Raw genomic sequence first — 21,184 nt, 5'->3', positions numbered from 1 at the left:
GCGCTTTGAAGGTATATGTTGTTTTTTACCTGAAAATCGCAGGAGATAGTGGCACAATGGCTGACAAGTTTCATATTTTAGTACTCAACGGCCCGAACCTGAACATGCTCGGCAGCCGTGAACCGGAGAAGTACGGCACGCTGACGCTAACACAAATCGTTAACCGTCTCGGCACGGAAGCGGCCAACCTGAACGTGCAACTTGACCATTTTCAGTCCAATGCGGAGTACGCAATCATCGACCGTATTCATCAGGCTAAAGACAATGTGGACTATATCCTGATCAATCCGGCCGCGTTTACGCACACCAGTGTTGCTATTCGCGACGCGCTGCTGGCGGTGAGCATCCCGTTTATCGAGATCCACCTCAGTAACGTGCACGCCAGAGAGCCGTTCCGTCACCACTCATACCTGTCGGATATCGCCACTGGCGTCATCTGCGGACTGGGAGCGGACGGCTATTCATACGCTTTACAGACAGCGGTCAAACGCCTGTCACAATCACACTAAACAAGAGTACGGAACCCACTCATGGATATTCGTAAGATTAAAAAACTGATCGAGCTGGTTGAAGAATCAGGCATCTCCGAACTGGAAATTTCTGAAGGCGAAGAGTCTGTGCGCATCAGCCGCGCAGCCCCAGCCGCTAGCTTCCCGGTAATGCAGCAGGCCTATGCTGCGCCTGTGCAACAGCCTGCCCTCACCGCAGCCGTTGCGCCGGCAGCAGAAGCCGCACCTGCAGCTGCAGCCGCAGAAATCAGTGGTCACATCGTACGTTCCCCAATGGTTGGGACTTTCTACCGCACCCCGAGCCCGGACGCGAAAGCGTTTATCGAAGTGGGTCAGAAAGTCAACGCAGGCGATACCCTGTGCATCGTCGAAGCCATGAAAATGATGAACCAGATCGAAGCAGACAAATCGGGTACTGTGAAAGCGATTCTGGTCGAAAGTGGTCAGCCGGTAGAATTTGACGAGCCGCTGGTCGTCATCGAGTAACGAGGCGAACATGCTGGATAAAATTGTCATCGCCAACCGCGGCGAGATCGCACTGCGTATTCTTCGTGCCTGTAAAGAGCTGGGCATTAAGACCGTCGCGGTGCATTCAAGCGCGGATCGCGATCTGAAACACGTATTGCTGGCGGATGAGACGGTTTGTATTGGCCCGGCTCCGTCCGTAAAAAGCTATCTGAACATCCCGGCTATCATTAGCGCCGCTGAAATCACCGGCGCGGTGGCAATCCATCCGGGTTACGGCTTCCTCTCCGAGAACGCCAACTTTGCTGAGCAGGTTGAACGCTCCGGCTTTATCTTCATCGGCCCGAAAGCTGACACTATTCGCCTGATGGGCGATAAAGTCTCTGCGATCACCGCCATGAAGAAAGCGGGCGTCCCGACTGTCCCAGGCTCCGACGGCCCGCTGGGCGACGACATGAACGCTAACCGCGCGCATGCCAAACGCATCGGCTATCCGGTGATTATCAAGGCCTCCGGCGGCGGCGGCGGTCGCGGTATGCGCGTCGTGCGTAGCGACGCCGAGCTGGCGCAGTCTATCTCCATGACCAAAGCGGAAGCGAAAGCGGCTTTCAGCAACGATATGGTCTACATGGAGAAATACCTGGAAAACCCACGCCACATCGAAATTCAGGTGCTGGCGGATGGCCAGGGTAACGCGATCTATCTGGCGGAACGTGACTGCTCTATGCAGCGTCGTCACCAGAAAGTGGTCGAAGAAGCGCCAGCGCCGGGCATTACTCCGGAACTGCGTCGCTACATCGGCGAGCGTTGCGCGAAAGCTTGTGTGGATATCGGCTATCGTGGCGCAGGTACTTTCGAGTTCCTGTTTGAAAACGGCGAGTTCTACTTCATTGAGATGAACACCCGTATTCAGGTTGAACACCCGGTTACCGAAATGATCACCGGCGTCGACCTGATCAAAGAGCAGCTGCGTATCGCAGCCGGTCAGCCGCTGTCGATTAAACAGGAAGAGGTCCAGGTTCGCGGCCATGCGGTGGAATGCCGTATTAACGCTGAAGACCCGAATACCTTCCTGCCGAGCCCGGGTAAAATTACCCGTTTCCACGCGCCGGGCGGTTTTGGCGTGCGCTGGGAGTCTCATATCTACGCCGGCTACACCGTACCGCCGTACTATGATTCCATGATCGGTAAGCTTATCTGCTACGGCGAAAACCGCGGCGTGGCGATTGCCCGCATGAAGAACGCCCTGCAGGAGCTGATCATCGACGGTATCAAAACCAACGTTGATCTGCAGATGCGGATTATGAGCGACGAGAACTTCCAGAATGGTGGCACCAACATCCACTATCTGGAGAAAAAGCTCGGACTTCAGGAAAAATAATCCCGTAGTGATGCAAAAAGGCCGGTTAATCCGGCCTTTTTTATTTCTGGGGGTGCTATGCCCCATCATGTACAATCCTCGCTTTCTTCATCCACAAGGGACAACAAATGGACAAACGTTTTGTTCAGGCCCATAAAGAAGCGCGCTGGGCGCTGTGGCTGACCCTTCTCTATCTTGCTGCTTGGTTGGTAACCGCTTACTTACCAGACTCAACTATCGGTATTACCGGCTTGCCGCACTGGTTCGAAATGGCCTGCCTGCTGCTGCCGCTGGTCTTTATCGTGCTCTGTTGGGCGATGGTGAGATTTATTTATCGGGATATTCCGCTGGAGGATAACGATCGTGCAGCTTGAAGTGATCCTCCCGCTTATCGCCTACCTGGTGGTGGTGTTTGGGCTGTCGGTTTACGCCATGCGTAAACGCAGCACGGGCAATTTTCTGAATGAGTATTTTCTTGGCAGCCGCTCCATGGGCGGCGTCGTGCTGGCGATGACTCTTACCGCCACCTATATCAGCGCCAGCTCGTTCATCGGCGGGCCGGGAGCCGCCTATAAATATGGTCTGGGCTGGGTCTTACTGGCGATGATCCAGTTGCCCGCCGTCTGGCTCTCTTTAGGGATACTGGGTAAAAAGTTCGCCATTCTCGCACGCCGCTACAATGCGGTGACGCTGAACGATATGCTCTATGCCCGCTACCGGAGCCGGCTGCTGGTCTGGCTGGCGAGCCTGAGCCTGCTGGTCGCGTTTATCGGCGCGATGACGGTACAGTTTATCGGCGGCGCGCGCCTGCTGGAGACGGCGGCAGGAATACCTTACGAAACGGGGCTGTTGATTTTCGGCGTCAGTATCGCGCTTTACACCGCTTTCGGCGGTTTCCGGGCGAGTGTGCTAAACGACACCATGCAGGGAATGGTGATGCTGATAGGCACCATCGTGCTGCTGGTGGGGGTAGTTCATGCCGCCGGTGGGCTGGGCCATGCGGTACAGACGTTGCAGACCATCGATCCGAAGCTGGTCTCTCCCCAGGGCGCAGATGATATCCTCTCCCCGACCTTTATGACCTCCTTCTGGGTGCTGGTCTGCTTCGGGGTGATCGGCCTGCCCCATACGGCGGTGCGCTGCATCTCCTATAAGGACAGCAAAGCGGTGCATAAAGGCATTATTGTCGGCACCATCGTGGTGGCGATACTGATGTTTGGTATGCACCTGGCGGGCGCGCTGGGCCGGGCGGTACTGCCCGACCTGACGGTGCCGGATCTGGTGATCCCGACCCTGATGGTCAAAGTGCTGCCGCCGGTGGCCGCCGGGATCTTTCTCGCCGCGCCGATGGCCGCCATTATGTCGACCATTAATGCCCAGTTGCTGCAAAGTTCCGCTACGATCATTAAAGATCTCTATCTTAACCTGCGCCCGGAGCAAATGCAGAATGAGCAGCGGCTCAAGCGCATGTCAGCCGTGATCACCCTGGTGCTGGGAGCACTGCTGCTGCTGGCCGCCTGGCGTCCGCCGGAGATGATCATCTGGCTGAACCTGCTGGCCTTTGGCGGCCTGGAGGCGGTATTCCTCTGGCCGCTGGTGCTGGGTCTTTACTGGGAACGCGCGAATGCCGCAGGCGCCCTGAGCGCCATGATCGTGGGTGGTGTGCTCTACGCGGTGCTCGCCTCCTTTAATATTCAGTATCTGGGCTTTCATCCGATTGTGCCTTCGTTACTGTTAAGTTTGCTGGCGTTTGTGGCGGGAAACCGTTTCGGTCGACCGGTGCCGCAAGCTGCCGTTATTTCTTCTGATCAATAAAGAGTTTTGCCATGCCGTGGATCCAATTAAAACTGAATACAACAGGCGCCAATGCCGAAGAGCTAAGCGATGCGCTGATGGAGGCCGGAGCGGTCTCTATTACCTTCCAGGACACGCATGATACGCCGGTATTTGAGCCGCTTCCGGGGGAGACGCGTCTCTGGGGCGATACCGATGTAATCGGCCTGTTTGATGCCGAAACCGACATGAAAGAGGTGGTCGCCATTCTGGAGAACCACCCTCTGCTGGGCGCCGGTTTTATCCATAAAATCGAGCAGCTCGAAGATAAAGACTGGGAACGCGAGTGGATGGATAACTTTCATCCAATGCAGTTCGGCAAACGTCTGTGGATCTGCCCGAGCTGGCGCGATATACCGGATGAGAATGCCGTTAACGTGATGCTCGATCCAGGCCTGGCGTTCGGTACCGGCACCCACCCCACCACCTCACTCTGCCTGCAGTGGCTCGACGGGCTGGATCTGGCAGGGAAAACGGTGATCGACTTCGGCTGCGGCTCCGGGATCCTCGCTATCGCCGCGCTGAAGCTGGGCGCGGCCAAAGCTATCGGGATCGACATCGATCCGCAGGCGATTCAGGCCAGCCGTGATAACGCCGAGCGCAACGGCGTCTCCGACCGGCTGGCGCTCTATCTGCCACAGGATCAGCCAGAGGGTCTGAAAGCCGATGTCGTGGTCGCTAACATCCTGGCTGGCCCGTTGCGTGAACTGGCCCCGTTAATCAGCGTACTGCCCGTTGAGGGCGGTCTGCTGGGGCTGTCCGGTATCCTTGCCAGCCAGGCAGAAAGCGTCTGCGAAGCCTATGCCGATCGCTTCACCCTCGACCCGGTGGTTGAGAAAGAGGAGTGGTGCCGCATTACCGGCCAGAAACGTTAATCCCTTTCCAGGCGTGGTCATCTGACCACGCTATTTTTATTCTCGATACGCTTTTCCCTTGCCAGACTCCCCCGTTAGAATAAATAGTTAAATCATTGATTTAACAATACATTTATCGCTTATAAATTCACTGGATGAATATCATGACACGTTTAACTGGCAAGGTAGCGCTACTGGCGCTTAGTATTATGTCGACTTCCGTCTACGCCTCCCACTGGAGCTATGACGGCGAAGGGGCACCGGAACACTGGGGCGAGCTGGATGAGGCCTACAAAGCCTGTCAGACCGGGATGTACCAGTCCCCGATTAATATCGATTCAACTTATCAGGCCCATATCTCCCCTCTCAAAACCCACTACGCCGATGGCCCGGTGACGCTGACCAACAACGGGCATACGATTCAGGCAGGCGAAAAGGAAAATACCCGCGACACCATCACGCTTGATGGTCAATCCTGGACGCTACAGCAGTTCCATTTTCATGCGCCGAGCGAAAATACCATTCACGGCAAACATTACGCGATGGAGCTGCACCTCGTTCATAAAAATGCCGCAGGCGAAGTGGCGGTAGTCGCGGTGATGTTTAATCAGGGCGCGGCCAGCGACGAGCTGGAAAAGCTCTGGCATACCATGCCGGAAAAAGCGGGCGAAACGGCCACCCTTACCACGCATCTCAACCTGAATAATTTGCTGCCAAAGGAGAAAACGTACTGGCGTTTCAGCGGTTCGCTGACCACACCGCCCTGTTCAGAAGGGGTGACCTGGATCGTGCTAAAGCATCCGCTCACGCTTTCAGAAGCGCAGCTTAAGAAATTCGCCCATACCATGCATCATCCGAACAACCGACCGGTGCAGGCGATGCACGGTCGCGTGGTGGTTGAATAACGCGCGTTTTTGCCGTTTGCGATTATTACCTGAAATGGGATACAGATCGCAAATGGTGACGATAATCTGCTGCTTAAAACAGCAGATTATCCCATTCTTTGGATTCATTTATGCAGAAAAGGTGAGAAGTTAAGGGAATTTGTAAGCGCTTATAAAATCATCGATTCTATATAAGCCAATGATTTTAATATCGAATAAATTGACCGACGCCTCCCAGACGGCGATTCATTGATCTACAACAGTGGATTGTTCAAAGTTTGGCCTTTCATCTCATGAAAAAAATGCGTAATATACGCCGCCTTGCAGTCACAGTATGGTCATTTCTTAACTCATGCGCATCGGACACCACCAGCTCAGAAATCGCCTGATCGCAGCACCTATGGCAGGCATTACAGATCGGCCTTTCAGGACGCTGTGCTATGAGATGGGAGCAGGGTTAACCGTTTCCGAGATGATGTCGTCTAACCCGCAGGTCTGGGAAAGTGATAAATCTCGCTTACGGATGGTGCACATTGATGAGCCAGGGATTCGCACCGTGCAAATTGCGGGGAGCGTGCCTGAAGAGATGGCGGAAGCCGCGCGCATTAACGTTGAAAGCGGCGCCCAGATTATCGATATCAATATGGGCTGCCCGGCAAAAAAGGTGAATCGCAAGCTGGCAGGTTCAGCCCTTCTGCAATACCCCGATCTGGTGAAGTCAATCCTGACGGCGGTTGTCGAGGCGGTGGACGTTCCTGTCACGCTGAAGATTCGCACAGGTTGGGCGCCGGAACACCGTAACTGTGTAGAAATTGCCCAACTGGCCGAAGACTGTGGTATCCAGGCCCTGACCATTCATGGACGCACCCGCGCCTGTCTGTTCAACGGTCATGCGGAATATGACAGCATTCGGGCAGTTAAGCAGAAAGTTTCCATTCCGGTTATCGCGAATGGCGACATTACTGACCCGCTTAAAGCCAGAGCTGTGCTTGACTATACGGGAGCTGATGCTCTGATGATAGGACGTGCAGCTCAGGGAAGACCCTGGATCTTTCGGGAAATCCAGCATTATCTGGACACTGGGGAGTTGCTGGCCCCGCTGCCTTTGGCAGAGGTTAAGCGCTTGCTTTGTGCGCATGTTCGGGAATTGCATGACTTTTACGGCCACGCAAAAGGGTACCGAATTGCGCGTAAACACGTCTCCTGGTATCTCCAGGAGCATGCTCCAAATGACCAGTTTCGGCGCACATTCAACGCCATAGAGGACGCCAGCGAACAGCTGGAGGCGTTGGAGGCATACTTCGAAAATTTTGCGTATACACAAAATCATTCAGGTCGCGTCGGGGCGGCGGCTGAGTGAATCGCCGGAAACCTGCAGCTGCAGGGGTCCACGATGAACGAAGGCAGCCAGCGATGAGGCAGTTGAAAGATGAAGTGTAAAACAGAAATAAAGAGCTAACAGAACTATGTTCGAACAACGCGTAAATTCTGACGTACTGACCGTTTCTACCGTTAACTCTCAGGATCAGGTTACTCAAAAACCCCTGCGTGACTCGGTTAAACAGGCACTGAAGAACTATTTTGCTCAACTGAACGGTCAGGATGTTAATGACCTGTATGAGCTGGTACTGGCTGAAGTTGAACAGCCACTGTTGGACATGGTGATGCAATACACCCGCGGTAACCAAACCCGCGCTGCCCTGATGATGGGTATCAACCGTGGTACTCTGCGTAAGAAACTGAAAAAATACGGCATGAACTAATTTCGGTTAGCTCAAGGCTTGTGTAAAAAGGCGCGAACCGGCATGGGGAAGCGCCTTTTTTATTGGCTTTCTGCCGCTGCGTCAAGGGTTTGTAAACCTCGCCTCCTCCCCCTTTTCAACCTTTGCAATTCGTGTATATTTCCACCACCTCACGGCTCTCTCTTCCCGGAACACCACGATGATTCGCAAATATGGCTGGCTGATTGTTTTTGCTGTCTCTGTCTTTCTCTTCGATGCACTGCTGATGCAGTGGCTGGAATGGATTAGTACCGAGACGGACAAATGCCGCAATATGGACTCCGTCAACCCGCTGCGGCTAGTGAACTGTTCCGAGCTCGAATAAGCGCTAACGTCCCAAAACTGGTGGCTATCACCCACGAAAATGAGGGATTTAAATCTCTTTTCGTCAATACCTTACGATGATAATGTCCTGCCTTTTCCATGCGCGGCGGCTTAACGTCTCCTTGAGTCCGGGATTATCACACCATGCTGGTTAGCCAATACAACCAAATCCTCGTCGTTACCTCTTTTGTGGTCGCCATTCTCGCCGCCTATACCGCCCTGAATATGGCTACACGCGTCGCCAAAAGCGAAGGTCTGGCGGCCCGCCTCTGGCTTGCGGGCGGCGGTATCGCCATGGGGATCGGCGTCTGGGCTATGCACTTTATCGGCATGCTGGCCATGGATCTCTCCATGAGCATGAGCTACCGCACAGGATTGACCCTCTTTTCCATGCTTGTGGCTATTGTCTCGTCGCTGTTTGCGCTTTGGCTGGTGAGCCGGGAGCAGCTACGGCTTCGCCGCCTGCTTCCCGGCGCCTTTGTGATGGGGACGGGGATTATTGCCATGCACTACACCGGTATGGCTGCGCTGGAGGTCTCTGCCGGGATCGTCTGGGATAAAACCTGGGTAGCCATTTCGGTCGTTATCGCCCTACTCGCCTCCCTGATCGCGCTGTGGCTGACGTTCCGCCTGCGCCATGAAACCGCTCAGGATGCACTGTTGCGCCTTGGCGCGGCGCTGACGATGGGGATCGCCATCGCAGGGATGCACTATGCGGGTATGAAGGCGGCGCAGTTTCCCGCGACGACGACGATGCACCATCATGGCCTCGACGGCGGCTGGCTGGCCATACTGGTTAGCGTGGTCGCGCTCTCTATTCTGGGTATTACGCTTCTGGTTTCCATGCTCGACGCCCGCCTTCAGGCCAGAACATCCCTGCTGGCCTCCTCACTTGCCGAGGCTAACCGCGAACTGGCTCAGCTGGCCCTGCATGACACCCTGACACGCTTGCCTAACCGTATCCTGCTGGAGGATCGTCTCGATCAGGCGATCAGTAAAGCCGATCGGGAAGGCACCCATTTTGCACTTATGTTTATGGATCTCGACGGCTTCAAGGCAGTTAATGATGCCTACGGACATGATGTCGGCGATAAGCTGCTGATCGCGGTAACCGAACGGCTACACCAGCTGCTGAAAGGCCAGTTTACTCTGGCCCGTATCGGCGGCGATGAATTTGTCCTGCTGGCGGAAATGGACGAGCCGGACGACGCCGCGTCGCTTGCCAGCGCGCTGGTGCGCGCCATTGACACCCCTTTCGCCATCGATCCCTATGAACTGGTCGTGACGGTCAGCATCGGCATTGCGCTCTATCCTCATGACGGGAAAACCGACCGCGAGCTGATGTTCAATGCCGACGCGGCGATGTATCACACCAAGCACGTTGGCCGTAACGGCTATCACTTTTTTCAGCCCTCCATGAACACCCTGGCGCAGGCGCATCTGCAGCTGATGAACGATCTCTGGCTGGCGCTGGATCGTCATGAGTTTCGTCTGCTTTATCAGCCGAAGTTTCATGCCCCGGCAGGCCCGATCCTCGGCTTTGAGGCGCTGCTGCGCTGGGAGCACCCGCAGCAGGGCCTCCTGTCGCCGGACCTCTTTTTGCCGCTGGCGGAAAAGACCGGCCTGATCGTGCCGTTGGGAAACTGGGTTATCAACGAAGCGTGCCGCCAGCTGCGGGAGTGGCATCTGCAGGGGCATACCCAGTGGTCGATGGCGGTAAATCTCTCGACGCTACAGTTTGAGCAGCCGGCCCTCGTCCGGACCGTTCTGGATTGCCTGGCGAGACACCAGCTACCGCCGGAATCGCTGATCCTGGAGGTGACCGAGACAACGGCGATGAGCAACCCTGACGAAAGCGTGAGGGTATTAACGGAGCTGACCAACGCGGGCGTAAAAGCCTCTATTGATGACTTTGGCACCGGTTATTCCAGCCTCCTCTATCTGAAGCGGCTGCCGGCGTGCGAGTTAAAAATCGATCGCGCCTTCGTCAAGGAACTCAGTGGAGAGAGCGAAGATGCGACCATTGTCTCCGCCATCGTCGCGCTGGCTAAAACGCTCAATCTGAAGGTAGTGGCGGAAGGGGTGGAAACGACCGCTCAGCAGGCGTTTCTTACACAGCTTGGCTGCAATACGCTACAGGGTTATCTGCTGGGCAAACCGGTGACGCCGCAGGCTGTCGACGCGCTCTGCAGCCAGGCGGTGCCGCCTGAGGGTACGCCAGCCTTATGAAGCCTTTTCTAACATCACTGGCGGCTCGCACTGGATTTGCAGCGTCGCCAGAATGTTATCCACCAGCACCGGCGCCTGCTGACAGAGATTAAAACTCTCCCGGTTCATTAACCAGTTTTTAATGATTCCGCTAAAAAAACCATGCAACATAATCATGGCAATATCGATATTAAGGGTGGAGGGCAACCGGAGTGTTTTCACTCCTTCCTCGAGAATACGTTGTATATTTTGTGAATTGAAAAAGATTTTTTTACGAATTTCACACTCTGACATCATATCAGCACTAAATTCACACTTATGATAGAGAATTTGCAATAACGCGCATTGCCGGGCGTCTCGCGCAATAAATTGCAGGGACGCGATAAAAATTTCACGAAGTAATAACAATGGTTCACTACCGGCAACAACCGCGACTTTATCTTTTATAAATGCCCTGAGCGGGGGCTGTTGTTCCCAGATCGCATTAAATATTTCTGCTTTGCTGGAGAAGTGCCAGTAGACCGCACCGCGCGTCACCCCTGCGGCGTCCGCTATGTCGCCCAGCGTGGTGTTGGCTACTCCCCGCGTGGCAAACATAGTGATAGCCGCCTCAATCAGGAGTTGCCGGGTTTTCAGGGCTTCTTCTTTGGTTTTGCGCGCCATAAGCCATACCTTATGTGGTTTGTTGCAGAAAGACGTGAAAGACTTTTCGGCAATAGTATCTCTCAGACGGGCTATACTTTTTTGCACAAAAAACGGGAGCACGATTAATCAATTCACACCATGAATGAATTAAAATAATCAATTCACGAAAGATATCCGTTGTCCCTAAAATAAACTCACCAGCACAATGCCACTCCACTTCTTCTCTTTCCAGACCACGTCTAATTCTGGTTTTTAACGCATATTATCCGGTGCCGCACTTATAAATTAAAGCTGTCAAAATATCATCATTATGATACCCGCCGACTTTCTGATTTTTTGCCCCTCACCTATCTCACCGATTCACGGCAAATATCGGTAATTAGTATTTAAAGGAACAGTAATGACGACTCACTTCAGGCTTTTACCCTTATCAGGTTTCATTATCTGCGCCGCGCTGCTTGCTGGATGCGATGGTCAGGAAAACCAGCAACCGCACGCTCAAGCTCCTCAGGTCACCGTTCATGTTGTGAAAAGCGCGCCGCTTTCAGTTACGACCGAACTGCCTGGCCGCACCGATGCTTATCGCGTAGCGGAAGTTCGCCCTCAGGTGAGCGGTATCGTCCTGAAGCGGAACTTCACCGAAGGCAGCGACGTAAAAGCAGGCGACTCGTTATATCAAATCGATCCCGCCACTTATCAGGCCACCTATGACAGCGCCAAAGGCGAGCTGGCGAAAGCGCAGGCCGCAGCCAGCATCGCACACTTAACGGTGAAGCGTTACCTGCCGCTGGTCGGTACGCAGTACGTCAGTAAACAGGAGTATGACCAGGCGGTCGCGGACGCCAGACAGGCTGACGCCAGCGTAATTGCGGCACAGGCAAGCGTTGAATCGGCGCGTATCAATCTCGCCTATACCAAAGTCTCCTCCCCCATCAGCGGCCGTATCGGGAAATCAAGCGTCACCGAAGGGGCGCTGGTTACCAACGGCCAGGCGACAGCGCTGGCGACCGTGCAACAGCTTGATCCTATCTACGTCGATGTGACGCAGTCGAGCAACGAGTTCATGCGCCTTAAGCAGTCCAGCCTGCAGAAAGGAAACGACTCCAGCAGCGTCCAGCTGATAATGGAAAATGGCCAGCCCTACCCGCTGAAAGGGACGCTGCAGTTCTCTGATGTCACCGTGGATGAGAGTACCGGCTCCATTACGCTTCGCGCGGTCTTCCCTAATCCGCAGCATACCCTGCTGCCGGGCATGTTTGTACGCGCCCGCATTGACGAAGGGATCCAGCCAAATGCCATGCTTGTCCCGCAGCAAGGGGTTACCCGTACGCCGCGTGGCGATGCGACCGTGCTGGTCGTTAACGACAAAAATCAGGTGGAGTTGCGTAACGTCGTCGCCTCTCAGGCCATCGGCGATCGCTGGCTGATTAGCGAAGGGCTGAAAAATGGCGATCGTGTGATCGTAAGCGGTTTGCAAAAAGTGCGTCCGGGCGTCACGGTAGTGGCCACCCCTGACACTGCTGCCAACAAAGCCAGTTAAGGGATCACGACATGGCTAACTTTTTTATCCAAAGGCCAATTTTTGCCTGGGTTCTGGCGATCATTCTGATGATGGCCGGTGCTTTGGCGATCATGCAGCTGCCCGTAGCGCAATACCCCACTATCGCGCCTCCTGCCGTAGCGATTTCCGCCACCTACCCAGGTGCTGATGCGCAGACAGTGCAGGATACCGTCACGCAGGTTATCGAACAGAACATGAACGGTATCGATAACCTGATGTATATGTCCTCCACCAGCGATTCAGCAGGGAGCGTGACTATCACGCTGACCTTCCAGTCCGGTACCGATCCCGATATCGCTCAGGTTCAGGTGCAAAATAAGCTGCAGCTCGCCACCCCGTTACTGCCCCAAGAAGTCCAGCAGCAGGGTATCAGCGTTAAGAAATCGAGCAGCAGCTTTTTGATGGTTGCAGGTTTTGTTTCTGACGATCCGCACACCACACAGGATGACATTTCCGACTACGTTGCTTCTAACGTTAAAGATCCCATCAGCCGTCTGAACGGCGTCGGCGACGTACAGCTGTTTGGTGCGCAGTATGCGATGCGTATCTGGCTGGATGCGAACTTGCTGAACAAGTATCAACTCACGCCGGTTGATGTCATTAATCAGTTGAAGGTTCAAAACGACCAGATTGCTGCCGGTCAGTTAGGCGGTACGCCAGCATTACCAGGCCAGCAGCTAAACGCTTCAATCATTGCGCAGACACGACTGAAAGATCCGGAAGAGTTCGGTAAAGTCACCCTGCGCGTGAACAGCGACGGTTCAGTTGTTCATCTGAAGGATGTCGCCCGTATTGAGTTAGGCGGTGAAAACTATAATGTCGTTGCCCGTATTAACGGCAAACCGGCATCCGGTCTCGGTATCAAACTGGCGACCGGGGCAAACGCGCTGGATACCGCGAACGCCATCAAAGCGAAGCTGAAAGAGCTACAGCCTTTCTTCCCGCAGGGAATGAAAGTTGTTTATCCGTACGATACGACGCCGTTTGTGACCATCTCCATTCATGAAGTGGTTAAAACGCTGTTTGAAGCAATCATACTGGTATTCCTGGTGATGTATTTGTTCCTGCAAAACATCCGGGCAACGCTCATTCCAACCATTGCCGTCCCTGTTGTACTGCTAGGCACATTTGCCGTCCTTGCCGCGTTTGGCTACTCGATAAACACCCTGACGATGTTCGGGATGGTGCTCGCCATTGGCCTGTTGGTTGATGATGCGATAGTCGTGGTGGAAAACGTGGAACGTGTGATGATGGAAGATAATCTGCCGCCAAAAGAGGCGACGGAAAAATCGATGTCACAAATCCAGGGAGCGCTGGTCGGTATCGCCATGGTGCTCTCCGCGGTATTTATCCCGATGGCCTTCTTTGGCGGTTCAACCGGGGCGATTTATCGGCAGTTTTCCATCACCATCGTTTCCGCTATGGCGCTCTCGGTACTGGTCGCATTAATCCTGACGCCAGCGCTTTGTGCGACTTTGCTGAAGCCCGTATCCGCAGAGCACCACGAGAAAAAAGGCGGTTTCTTCGGTTGGTTTAACAACAGATTCGATCATAGCGTCAACCATTACACCAACAGCGTCAGCGGTATTGTTCATAAAGCCGGGCGTTACCTTATCGTCTATCTGATTATCGTGGTTGGAATGGCGGTACTGTTTATGCGTCTCCCGACCTCCTTCCTGCCAGAGGAAGATCAGGGCGTATTTCTGACGATGATCCAGCTTCCGGCCGGTGCGACGCAAGAGCGCACACAGAAAGTGCTGGATCAGGTTACTCACTATTACCTGAACAATGAGAAGGCGAACGTCGAAAGCGTCTTTACCGTGAACGGCTTTAGCTTCAGCGGTCAGGGACAAAACTCAGGGATGGCATTCGTCAGCCTTAAGCCCTGGGAAGAACGTAGCGGCGCCGACAATAATGTTCAATCTATTATTGCTCGCGCAACCCGGGCGTTTAGCCAGATTCGCGATGGTTTAGTGTTCCCTTTCAACATGCCAGCGATTGTTGAACTGGGTACCGCAACCGGCTTCGACTTTGAGCTGATTGACCAGGGGGGGCTGGGACATAACGCCTTAACGCAGGCGCGTAACCAGCTGTTGGGTATGGTTGCCAAACATCCTGATTTACTGGTTCGCGTACGTCCAAACGGCCTTGAAGACACGGCACAGTTCAAGCTGGATGTCGATCAGGAAAAAGCGCAGGCTCTTGGCGTCTCCTTGTCTGATATCAACGAAACCATCTCCGCTGCGCTGGGGGGTTATTACGTCAACGACTTCATTGACCGTGGCCGCGTGAAAAAAGTCTACGTCCAGGCCGACGCCAAGTTCCGTATGTTGCCGAAAGACATCAATAATCTCTATGTTCGTAGCTCTAATGGCGAGATGGTGCCGTTCTCCACGTTCAGTTCCGCTCATTGGATCTACGGTTCACCACGCCTGGAGCGCTACAATGGCATGCCGTCCATGGAATTGCTGGGTGAAGCGGCTCCTGGCCGAAGCACCGGTGAAGCCATGACGATGATGGAAAACCTGGCGGCGAAACTGCCAAACGGTATTGGCTATGACTGGACGGGTATGTCCTATCAGGAGAGACTGTCCGGCAGCCAGGCGCCTGCGCTGTACGCGATTTCGCTGATTGTGGTATTCCTCTGCCTGGCCGCGCTGTATGAGAGCTGGTCGATTCCGTTCTCGGTCATGCTGGTTGTACCGCTCGGCGTGGTGGGGGCACTGCTTGCCGCATCGCTGCGTGGCATGAATAATGACGTTTACTTCCAGGTAGGGCTACTGACGACGATTGGTTTGTCCGCCAAAAACGCCATACTTATCGTCGAGTTTGCTAAAGACCTGATGGATAAAGAGGGCAAAGGCCTTATTGAGGCGACGCTGGAAGCCTCGCGTATGCGCCTGCGTCCTATCCTGATGACCTCTCTCGCCTTTATCCTCGGCGTGCTGCCGCTGGTGATTAGCCACGGCGCAGGCAGCGGCGCGCAAAACGCAGTGGGTACCGGCGTAATGGGCGGAATGCTCTCCGCTACGCTACTGGCGATCTTCTTCGTTCCGGTATTTTTTGTGGTCGTGAGAAGCCGGTTTACCCGGTCTGTGAAATAAACCCGTTGAAAAGGCGTCGCAAGACGCCTTTTCTTTTTAATTTAAACAACGGGTTAGCGTAAATATTTACTGTATTATTCTGCATAATAAATATCGCCCTCCAATATAAAATAAGTCAATAAACGTTTACCTCCATCTTTTTTCCATAATATCGTGCTGGCGAATCGTCTTTCTCCACGAAATTTACAAAGCACATAATTTGAGAGTTTTCTTCTTATCTTTGCATTCCTGAGTAGTGATAAAATAGCAACCTGTTCGTTAAATACCTAAACGGTTTAATAGCGGGCAAGCTGATAATTCTGAGGTAACATTATGAAAAGATTCATTTCGGTTGCACTGCTCGCAACAGTACTGGCAGGTTGCGCGCACGACTCTCCTTGCGTACCGGTTTACGATGATCAGGGTCGACTGGTTCATACCAATACCTGCATGAAAGGAACCACTCAGGATAACTGGGAAACCGCAGGCGCTATCGCCGGTGGTGCAGCCGCCCTCGCAGGCCTGACGCTGGGCATCGTGGCGCTGACCAAATAACCCTTTCTGCCAAAAGCGCGGTACCTGCCGCGCTTTTGCACTATTTCCATGCATCGTCTCTTTGAAAAAGCCTCTGCCTTTCACGCAGAATAAATATTCCCTCTTCGGCTCCCTGTTATTTTCCGGCACTTAAATTAAATCGCCTGTTATAGTGTGATTAAATTCACACTTGATGGCTAATCATTTACTGCCCATTATTCACGACAGCAATTATCGACTTTTTTAACACGCGTGTCTGAAAACTTTTGCTCTGTTTTGTGGCGCAGGTTGTAATTTCGCACCATAAGAGGGCACGCGCTTTTTTTATTCCTGTCTACACTCACCTTTACGCGTTCTGGAATCTCAATTTTTACCGAATGCAAAAACCTGGCATTACGTTTGCTTTATGAACGTCAGCCATTACCCCTGCAGGTCAATGCGTTAAAACCACTCTTAATAACGATAATTTCGCTACACAGGATGCATTATGAAAAAGATGATAATAGCCAGCCTGACCGCTGCAGGCGTGCTGCTTGCTGTAGCCGGTTCGGCACATGCTGGCACCACGCTGGATGCAGTTAAAAAGAAAGGATTTGTACAGTGCGGTATTAGTGACGGTCTGCCTGGTTTTTCTTATGCGGATGCGAATGGAAAATTTTCCGGTATTGATGTTGATGTTTGCCGCGGCGTGGCGGCTGCCCTCTTCGGCGATGATACTAAAGTTAAATACACCCCGTTGACGGCGAAAGAGCGCTTTACCGCCCTGCAATCGGGCGAGGTGGATCTGCTTTCGCGCAATACCACCTGGACCTCTTCTCGCGATGCGGGAATGGGAATGTCATTTACCGGTGTCACATACTATGACGGTATCGGTTTTCTTACCCACAATAAAGCGGGCCTGAAGAGTGCCAAAGAGCTCGATGGCGCCACCGTCTGTATCCAGGCAGGGACAGACACTGAACTCAACGTGGCGGATTACTTCAAAGCCAATAAGATGAACTACACTCCCGTCACCTTCGATCGTTCTGACGAATCGGCCAAAGCGCTCGAATCGGGTCGCTGCGATACGTTAGCCTCCGATCAGTCCCAGCTTTATGCCCTGCGTATTAAGCTCAGCAACCCGGCTGAATGGATTGTCCTGCCGGAGGTTATCTCCAAAGAGCCTCTCGGCCCGGTTGTTCGCCGCGGCGATGATGAATGGTTTTCTATCGTTCGCTGGACGCTGTTTGCCATGCTCAACGCAGAAGAGATGGGCGTGAACTCGAAGAACGTTGATGAGAAAGCGGCCAACCCGACAACACCTGATATGGCACATCTGCTGGGTAAAGAGGGCGATTACGGAAAGGATCTTAAGCTTGATAATAAATGGGCTTATAACATCATCAAGCATGTCGGAAACTATGCCGAGATCTTTGAGCGTAACGTTGGTTCGGAAAGCCCCCTTAAGATCAAACGCGGTCAGAACAACCTCTGGAACAACGGCGGTATTCAATACGCCCCGCCTGTTCGTTAATTCATTGCTTTAACGGGCACCGCTGCGGTGCCCTCTCCAGAGTCATGGTCACAGAGGTTTTTATGTTCCATCGCCGCTTTGCCGCCAAAGGAAAGCTCTCTTTCTCTCACCCTGCGGTGCGCGCCTGGCTTTTTCAGCTTATTGCCATCGTCGCCGTCGCGGTGGTTGCGGTCTACTTAATTCATAACACAGTAATAAACCTGAGCAATCGCGGCATTACTTCCGGCTTTGCGTTCCTGGAGCGTGGGGCGGGTTTCGGGATAGTTCAGCATTTGATTGACTATGAGGAAGGGGACACCTACGGGCGTGTGTTTCTGGTCGGGCTGTTGAATACGCTGCTGGTCTCTGCGCTCTGTATCGTGTTCGCCTCATTTCTGGGATTTTTTATTGGACTGGCACGGCTCTCTGACAACTGGCTGCTGCGTAAGCTTTCAACTGTCTATATCGAGATATTTCGTAATATTCCCCCGCTGCTGCAGATTTTCTTCTGGTATTTTGCCGTGCTGCGCAATCTGCCAGGCCCACGGCAGGCGGTCGATGCGCTTGATCTGTTTTATCTGAGTAATCGCGGTTTGTACATCCCCTCGCCAGTAACAGGCGAGGGATTTTATGCTTTCATTGCCGCCCTGGTTGTGGCTGCGCTTCTCTCTGCAGGGCTGTTTCGCTATAACCGCGCGCATCAGATCAAAACCGGTCAGCTTCGCCGGACGTGGCCCGTCATGCTGCTGCTAATTATCGGTTTACCGCTGCTGGCGCACTGGAGCGCCGGCGCCGCGCTGCACTGGGATATTCCGCAGTTACGCGGCTTTAACTTCCGCGGTGGGATGGTCCTGGTCCCGGAGCTGGCGGCGCTGACGCTGGCGCTTTCGGTCTATACCTCTGCGTTTATTGCCGAAATTATTCGCGCGGGTATTCAGGCCGTTCCCTATGGTCAGCATGAAGCCGCTCGCTCGCTTGGGTTACCCCATCCAGTAACGCTGCGACAGGTTATTATTCCGCAGGCGTTGCGCGTGATCATTCCACCGCTGACCAGCCAGTACCTTAACATCGTTAAAAATTCCTCCCTTGCGGCGGCTATTGGCTACCCCGATATGGTCTCCCTGTTCGCAGGTACCGTTCTGAACCAGACCGGGCAGGCTATCGAAACGATCGCGATGACCATGTCGGTCTACCTGATTATCAGCCTGGTTATCTCCTTACTGATGAATATTTATAACCGTCGTATCGCACTGGTTGAGCGCTAAGGAGCCATTATGACAAAAGCCGTTCTGTCTCATGCCCCGCGCGCTTCCGGCGCCGGAACCCGGAGTTACATCACCTGGGTGAGGAAAAATTTGTTCTCCTCCTGGAGCAACACGCTGCTCACTCTCTTTAGCCTGTGGCTGATGTGGGAACTGATCCCACCGCTGTTGAACTGGGCGTTTCTGCAGGCTAACTGGGTAGGTTCTACCCGCGCCGACTGCACCCGGGACGGCGCCTGCTGGGTATTTATTCATCAGCGTTTCGGACAGTTCATGTATGGTCTTTACCCCCACGATCAGCGCTGGCGCATTAACCTGGCGCTGATTGTAGGGCTGGCATCGATTATACCGATGTTCCTGAAAGGCTTACCCCGTCGTGGACGCTACCTGGCCTGCTGGGCCGTACTTTATCCCATTGTCGTCTGGGTGCTGCTCTATGGCGGTTTTTTCGGTCTGGAGCGTATAGAGACGCGCCAGTGGGGCGGGCTGACGCTGACGCTTATTATCGCTTCCGTCGGAATTGCCGGCGCCTTGCCGCTTGGGATCTTACTGGCGCTTGGCCGACGCTCCACGATGCCGGTAGTCCGTATTCTCAGCGTGATATTTATTGAATTCTGGCGTGGGGTACCGCTGATTACCGTACTGTTCATGTCATCGGTAATGTTGCCGCTGTTTATGGCGGAGGGAACCACCATCGACAAGCTTATCCGTGCGCTGGTGGGCGTAATTTTGTTCCAGTCAGCCTATGTTGCAGAAGTGGTGCGAGGCGGTCTGCAGGCATTGCCGAAAGGACAGTATGAAGCTGCACAGTCTCTGGCGCTTGGCTACTGGAAAATGCAGGGGCTGGTTATTCTTCCTCAGGCGCTCAAGCTGGTAATACCGGGGCTGGTCAATACGATTATCGCTCTCTTTAAGGATACCAGCCTGGTGATCATTATCGGCCTGTTCGATCTCTTCAGCAGCGTGCAGCAGGCGACCGTTGATCCTGCCTGGCTGGGCATGTCGACTGAAGGTTATGTTTTTGCCGCTCTTATCTACTGGATTTTCTGTTTTAGCATGTCGCGCTATAGCCAGCATCTGGAGAAGCGCTTTAACACCGGGCGTACGCCGCACTGAGGAATTTATGAGCCAAATAACTATGACCCCTGCTGACGCGATGATCACGCTGGAAAATGTTAATAAATGGTATGGGCAGTTTCACGTCCTGAAAGATATCAATCTTAAGGTCAGACAGGGGGAGCGTATCGTATTGTGCGGCCCTTCGGGTTCCGGCAAATCAACAACGATTCGCTGTATTAACCACCTGGAGGAGCATCAGCAAGGGCGCATTGTCGTTGATGGTATTGAATTGAATGAAGATATCCGCAATATCGAGCGTGTTCGCCAGGAAGTGGGCATGGTCTTTCAACATTTTAATCTTTTCCCCCATCTCACGGTTTTACAGAACTGCACGCTGGCCCCAGTCTGGGTGCGTAAGATGCCAAAAAAGGAGGCGGAAGCGCTGGCGATGCACTATCTGGAACGTGTACGTATTGCAGAGCATGCCAATAAATTTCCCGGACAGATATCCGGGGGGCAGCAGCAGCGCGTAGCCATAGCGCGCTCGCTCTGCATGAAGCCCAAGATCATGCTGTTTGACGAACCGACCTCTGCGCTCGACCCGGAGATGGTAAAAGAGGTGCTGGACACTATGATTGGACTGGCGCAGTCAGGAATGACGATGCTTTGCGTAACGCACGAGATGGGCTTTGCGAGGACGGTTGCAGACAGAGTGATCTTTATGGATCGAGGGGAGATTGTTGAACAGGCACCGCCGGAGGAGTTTTTCGCCCAGCCGAAATCGGAGCGAACTCGCGCCTTTTTGTCACAGGTGATCCATTAATGCTTCCGTTGCCCGACGGGATTTACCTGTCGGGTAAGAATGTGGTTAAAAGCAAAAAGGCCATCCTTACGGATGGCCTTTTCTTTATTTGATGTCTGGCAGTTCCCTACTCTCGCATGGGGAGACCCCACACTACCATCGGCGCTACGGCGTTTCACTTCTGAGTTCGGCATGGGGTCAGGTGGGACCACCGCGCTAAAGCCGCCAGACAAATTCTTTTACTACGTGCCGAACTTTAACCATAAAAGTGGTGCTGATACCCAGAGTCGAACTGGGGACCTCACCCTTACCAAGGGTGCGCTCTACCAACTGAGCCATATCAGCACGCTTAATTTGATGCCTGGCAGTTCCCTACTCTCGCATGGGGAGGCCCCACACTACCATCGGCGCTGCGGCGTTTCACTTCTGAGTTCGGCATGGGGTCAGGTGGGACCACCGTGCTAAAGCCGCCAGGCAAATTCTGTTATCTGTATCAGGCTGAAAATCGGTCTCTCACGCCAAAACATC

At 53.6% G+C, this 21,184-nt stretch carries 19 protein-coding genes, 1 tRNA gene and 2 rRNA genes; 18 read left to right on the top strand and 4 right to left on the bottom strand.

All coding sequences use genetic code 11. The features are described 5' to 3' along the window. The first annotated feature begins 56 nt into the window (after positions 1 to 56). The 11 genes from aroQ (at position 57) to BN3796_RS03465 (ending at position 10,239) form a co-directional block, all read left to right on the top strand. On the top strand, positions 57 to 509 hold the full coding sequence (gene aroQ, locus BN3796_RS03515; RefSeq protein ID WP_061707018.1) for a type II 3-dehydroquinate dehydratase: 453 nt from the start codon (positions 57 to 59) through the stop codon (positions 507 to 509). Between the two features lie 21 nt (positions 510 to 530). Further along, positions 531 to 995, top strand: a complete 465-nt coding sequence (gene accB, locus BN3796_RS03510) for an acetyl-CoA carboxylase biotin carboxyl carrier protein (protein WP_061707017.1) — start codon at positions 531 to 533, stop codon at positions 993 to 995. Positions 996 to 1,005: 10 nt separating this feature from the next. Continuing rightward, positions 1,006 to 2,355: an acetyl-CoA carboxylase biotin carboxylase subunit gene (accC, locus tag BN3796_RS03505; RefSeq protein WP_061707016.1), complete on the top strand. Its 1,350-nt coding sequence runs from the start codon at positions 1,006 to 1,008 to the stop codon at positions 2,353 to 2,355. A 107-nt stretch (positions 2,356 to 2,462) separates the two neighbouring features. Continuing rightward, on the top strand, positions 2,463 to 2,708 hold the full coding sequence (locus BN3796_RS03500) for a YhdT family protein (RefSeq protein WP_061707015.1): 246 nt from the start codon (positions 2,463 to 2,465) through the stop codon (positions 2,706 to 2,708). After that, the gene (gene panF, locus BN3796_RS03495) at positions 2,698 to 4,149 is read left to right on the top strand and encodes a sodium/pantothenate symporter (protein WP_061707014.1); all 1,452 of its coding nucleotides are present in this window, start codon (positions 2,698 to 2,700) and stop codon (positions 4,147 to 4,149) included. The genes BN3796_RS03500 and panF overlap by 11 nt, the downstream gene beginning before the upstream one ends. Before the next feature lie 11 nt (positions 4,150 to 4,160). Beyond that, on the top strand, positions 4,161 to 5,042 hold the full coding sequence (gene prmA / locus BN3796_RS03490; RefSeq protein WP_061707013.1) for a 50S ribosomal protein L11 methyltransferase: 882 nt from the start codon (positions 4,161 to 4,163) through the stop codon (positions 5,040 to 5,042). A gap of 143 nt (positions 5,043 to 5,185) precedes the next feature. After that, the gene (locus BN3796_RS03485) at positions 5,186 to 5,926 is read left to right on the top strand and encodes a carbonic anhydrase (protein ID WP_061707012.1); all 741 of its coding nucleotides are present in this window, start codon (positions 5,186 to 5,188) and stop codon (positions 5,924 to 5,926) included. A gap of 331 nt (positions 5,927 to 6,257) precedes the next feature. Then, positions 6,258 to 7,265, top strand: a complete 1,008-nt coding sequence (gene dusB, locus BN3796_RS03480; RefSeq protein ID WP_061707011.1) for a tRNA dihydrouridine synthase DusB — start codon at positions 6,258 to 6,260, stop codon at positions 7,263 to 7,265. Positions 7,266 to 7,371: 106 nt separating this feature from the next. After that, positions 7,372 to 7,668 carry a DNA-binding transcriptional regulator Fis gene (fis, locus tag BN3796_RS03475; protein WP_000462905.1) on the top strand — a complete coding sequence of 99 codons (297 nt, stop codon included), beginning with the start codon at positions 7,372 to 7,374 and terminating at the stop codon, positions 7,666 to 7,668. Between the two features lie 178 nt (positions 7,669 to 7,846). Then, complete coding sequence (locus BN3796_RS03470) at positions 7,847 to 8,011, top strand: DUF2556 family protein (protein ID WP_061707010.1); 165 nt, start codon at positions 7,847 to 7,849, stop codon at positions 8,009 to 8,011. Between the two features lie 143 nt (positions 8,012 to 8,154). After that, positions 8,155 to 10,239 carry a putative bifunctional diguanylate cyclase/phosphodiesterase gene (locus tag BN3796_RS03465; protein WP_061707009.1) on the top strand — a complete coding sequence of 695 codons (2,085 nt, stop codon included), beginning with the start codon at positions 8,155 to 8,157 and terminating at the stop codon, positions 10,237 to 10,239. Here the strand turns inward: BN3796_RS03465 and envR are convergent. After that, a complete protein-coding gene (envR, locus tag BN3796_RS03460) occupies positions 10,234 to 10,881 on the bottom strand; it encodes an acrEF/envCD operon transcriptional regulator (protein ID WP_061707008.1) in 648 nt (215 codons plus the stop codon). The two genes, BN3796_RS03465 and envR, sit on opposite strands and share 6 nt — an antisense overlap. A gap of 382 nt (positions 10,882 to 11,263) precedes the next feature. Here envR and BN3796_RS03455 point away from each other — a divergent pair, with 382 nt between their 5' ends. The 7 genes from BN3796_RS03455 (at position 11,264) to BN3796_RS03425 (ending at position 20,677) form a co-directional block, all read left to right on the top strand. Beyond that, complete coding sequence (locus BN3796_RS03455) at positions 11,264 to 12,403, top strand: efflux RND transporter periplasmic adaptor subunit (RefSeq protein ID WP_061707007.1); 1,140 nt, start codon at positions 11,264 to 11,266, stop codon at positions 12,401 to 12,403. Positions 12,404 to 12,414: 11 nt separating this feature from the next. Then, positions 12,415 to 15,528 (top strand): efflux RND transporter permease subunit, encoded by a 3,114-nt coding sequence (locus BN3796_RS03450; RefSeq protein WP_061707006.1) that lies wholly within the window; start codon positions 12,415 to 12,417, stop codon positions 15,526 to 15,528. 312 nt (positions 15,529 to 15,840) lie between these two features. Further along, on the top strand, positions 15,841 to 16,062 hold the full coding sequence (locus BN3796_RS03445) for a lipoprotein (RefSeq protein ID WP_061707005.1): 222 nt from the start codon (positions 15,841 to 15,843) through the stop codon (positions 16,060 to 16,062). Positions 16,063 to 16,528: 466 nt separating this feature from the next. After that, positions 16,529 to 17,554: an amino acid ABC transporter substrate-binding protein gene (locus BN3796_RS03440; protein WP_061707004.1), complete on the top strand. Its 1,026-nt coding sequence runs from the start codon at positions 16,529 to 16,531 to the stop codon at positions 17,552 to 17,554. A 62-nt stretch (positions 17,555 to 17,616) separates the two neighbouring features. After that, positions 17,617 to 18,798 (top strand): amino acid ABC transporter permease, encoded by a 1,182-nt coding sequence (locus tag BN3796_RS03435; protein ID WP_061707003.1) that lies wholly within the window; start codon positions 17,617 to 17,619, stop codon positions 18,796 to 18,798. Positions 18,799 to 18,807: 9 nt separating this feature from the next. Next, entirely contained in the window at positions 18,808 to 19,911 is a 1,104-nt protein-coding gene (locus BN3796_RS03430; protein ID WP_061707002.1) for an amino acid ABC transporter permease, read from the top strand. A gap of 7 nt (positions 19,912 to 19,918) precedes the next feature. Continuing rightward, positions 19,919 to 20,677 (top strand): amino acid ABC transporter ATP-binding protein, encoded by a 759-nt coding sequence (locus tag BN3796_RS03425; protein WP_061707001.1) that lies wholly within the window; start codon positions 19,919 to 19,921, stop codon positions 20,675 to 20,677. A 93-nt stretch (positions 20,678 to 20,770) separates the two neighbouring features. Here the strand turns inward: BN3796_RS03425 and rrf (BN3796_RS03420) are convergent. The 3 genes from rrf (BN3796_RS03420) to rrf (BN3796_RS03410) all read right to left on the bottom strand — a co-directional run bounded on the left by rrf (BN3796_RS03420) (position 20,771) and on the right by rrf (BN3796_RS03410) (position 21,131). Next, a 5S ribosomal RNA gene (gene rrf, locus BN3796_RS03420) occupies positions 20,771 to 20,886 on the bottom strand. Positions 20,887 to 20,925: 39 nt separating this feature from the next. Further along, a tRNA-Thr gene (locus BN3796_RS03415) sits at positions 20,926 to 21,001 on the bottom strand. Positions 21,002 to 21,015: 14 nt separating this feature from the next. Then, positions 21,016 to 21,131: ribosomal RNA gene (gene rrf / locus BN3796_RS03410) — 5S ribosomal RNA — on the bottom strand. Positions 21,132 to 21,184: the final 53 nt, after the last annotated feature.

Origin of the sequence: Pseudenterobacter timonensis (genome assembly GCF_900021175.1) — a bacterium.
Taxonomy (GTDB): Bacteria; Pseudomonadota; Gammaproteobacteria; order Enterobacterales; family Enterobacteriaceae; genus Enterobacter; species Enterobacter timonensis.
This window is presented reverse-complemented; position numbering and strand designations above follow the sequence as displayed.

Bases quoted from the DNA above. Each gene is read 5' to 3' on its own strand.
- BN3796_RS03445 (WP_061707005.1), top strand. From the start codon at position 15,841: ATGAAAAGATTCATTTCGGTTGCACTGCTCGCAACAGTACTGGCAGGT.
- BN3796_RS03485 (WP_061707012.1), top strand. From the start codon at position 5,186: ATGACACGTTTAACTGGCAAGGTAGCGCTACTGGCGCTTAGTATTATG.
- BN3796_RS03465 (WP_061707009.1), top strand. From the start codon at position 8,155: ATGCTGGTTAGCCAATACAACCAAATCCTCGTCGTTACCTCTTTTGTG.
- BN3796_RS03435 (WP_061707003.1), top strand. From the start codon at position 17,617: ATGTTCCATCGCCGCTTTGCCGCCAAAGGAAAGCTCTCTTTCTCTCAC.
- envR (WP_061707008.1), bottom strand. From the start codon at position 10,881: ATGGCGCGCAAAACCAAAGAAGAAGCCCTGAAAACCCGGCAACTCCTG.
- BN3796_RS03450 (WP_061707006.1), top strand. From the start codon at position 12,415: ATGGCTAACTTTTTTATCCAAAGGCCAATTTTTGCCTGGGTTCTGGCG.
- aroQ (WP_061707018.1), top strand. From the start codon at position 57: ATGGCTGACAAGTTTCATATTTTAGTACTCAACGGCCCGAACCTGAAC.
- BN3796_RS03440 (WP_061707004.1), top strand. From the start codon at position 16,529: ATGAAAAAGATGATAATAGCCAGCCTGACCGCTGCAGGCGTGCTGCTT.
- dusB (WP_061707011.1), top strand. From the start codon at position 6,258: ATGCGCATCGGACACCACCAGCTCAGAAATCGCCTGATCGCAGCACCT.
- BN3796_RS03430 (WP_061707002.1), top strand. From the start codon at position 18,808: ATGACAAAAGCCGTTCTGTCTCATGCCCCGCGCGCTTCCGGCGCCGGA.
- BN3796_RS03455 (WP_061707007.1), top strand. From the start codon at position 11,264: ATGACGACTCACTTCAGGCTTTTACCCTTATCAGGTTTCATTATCTGC.
- prmA (WP_061707013.1), top strand. From the start codon at position 4,161: ATGCCGTGGATCCAATTAAAACTGAATACAACAGGCGCCAATGCCGAA.
- fis (WP_000462905.1), top strand. From the start codon at position 7,372: ATGTTCGAACAACGCGTAAATTCTGACGTACTGACCGTTTCTACCGTT.
- BN3796_RS03425 (WP_061707001.1), top strand. From the start codon at position 19,919: ATGAGCCAAATAACTATGACCCCTGCTGACGCGATGATCACGCTGGAA.
- BN3796_RS03500 (WP_061707015.1), top strand. From the start codon at position 2,463: ATGGACAAACGTTTTGTTCAGGCCCATAAAGAAGCGCGCTGGGCGCTG.
- accC (WP_061707016.1), top strand. From the start codon at position 1,006: ATGCTGGATAAAATTGTCATCGCCAACCGCGGCGAGATCGCACTGCGT.
- accB (WP_061707017.1), top strand. From the start codon at position 531: ATGGATATTCGTAAGATTAAAAAACTGATCGAGCTGGTTGAAGAATCA.
- BN3796_RS03470 (WP_061707010.1), top strand. From the start codon at position 7,847: ATGATTCGCAAATATGGCTGGCTGATTGTTTTTGCTGTCTCTGTCTTT.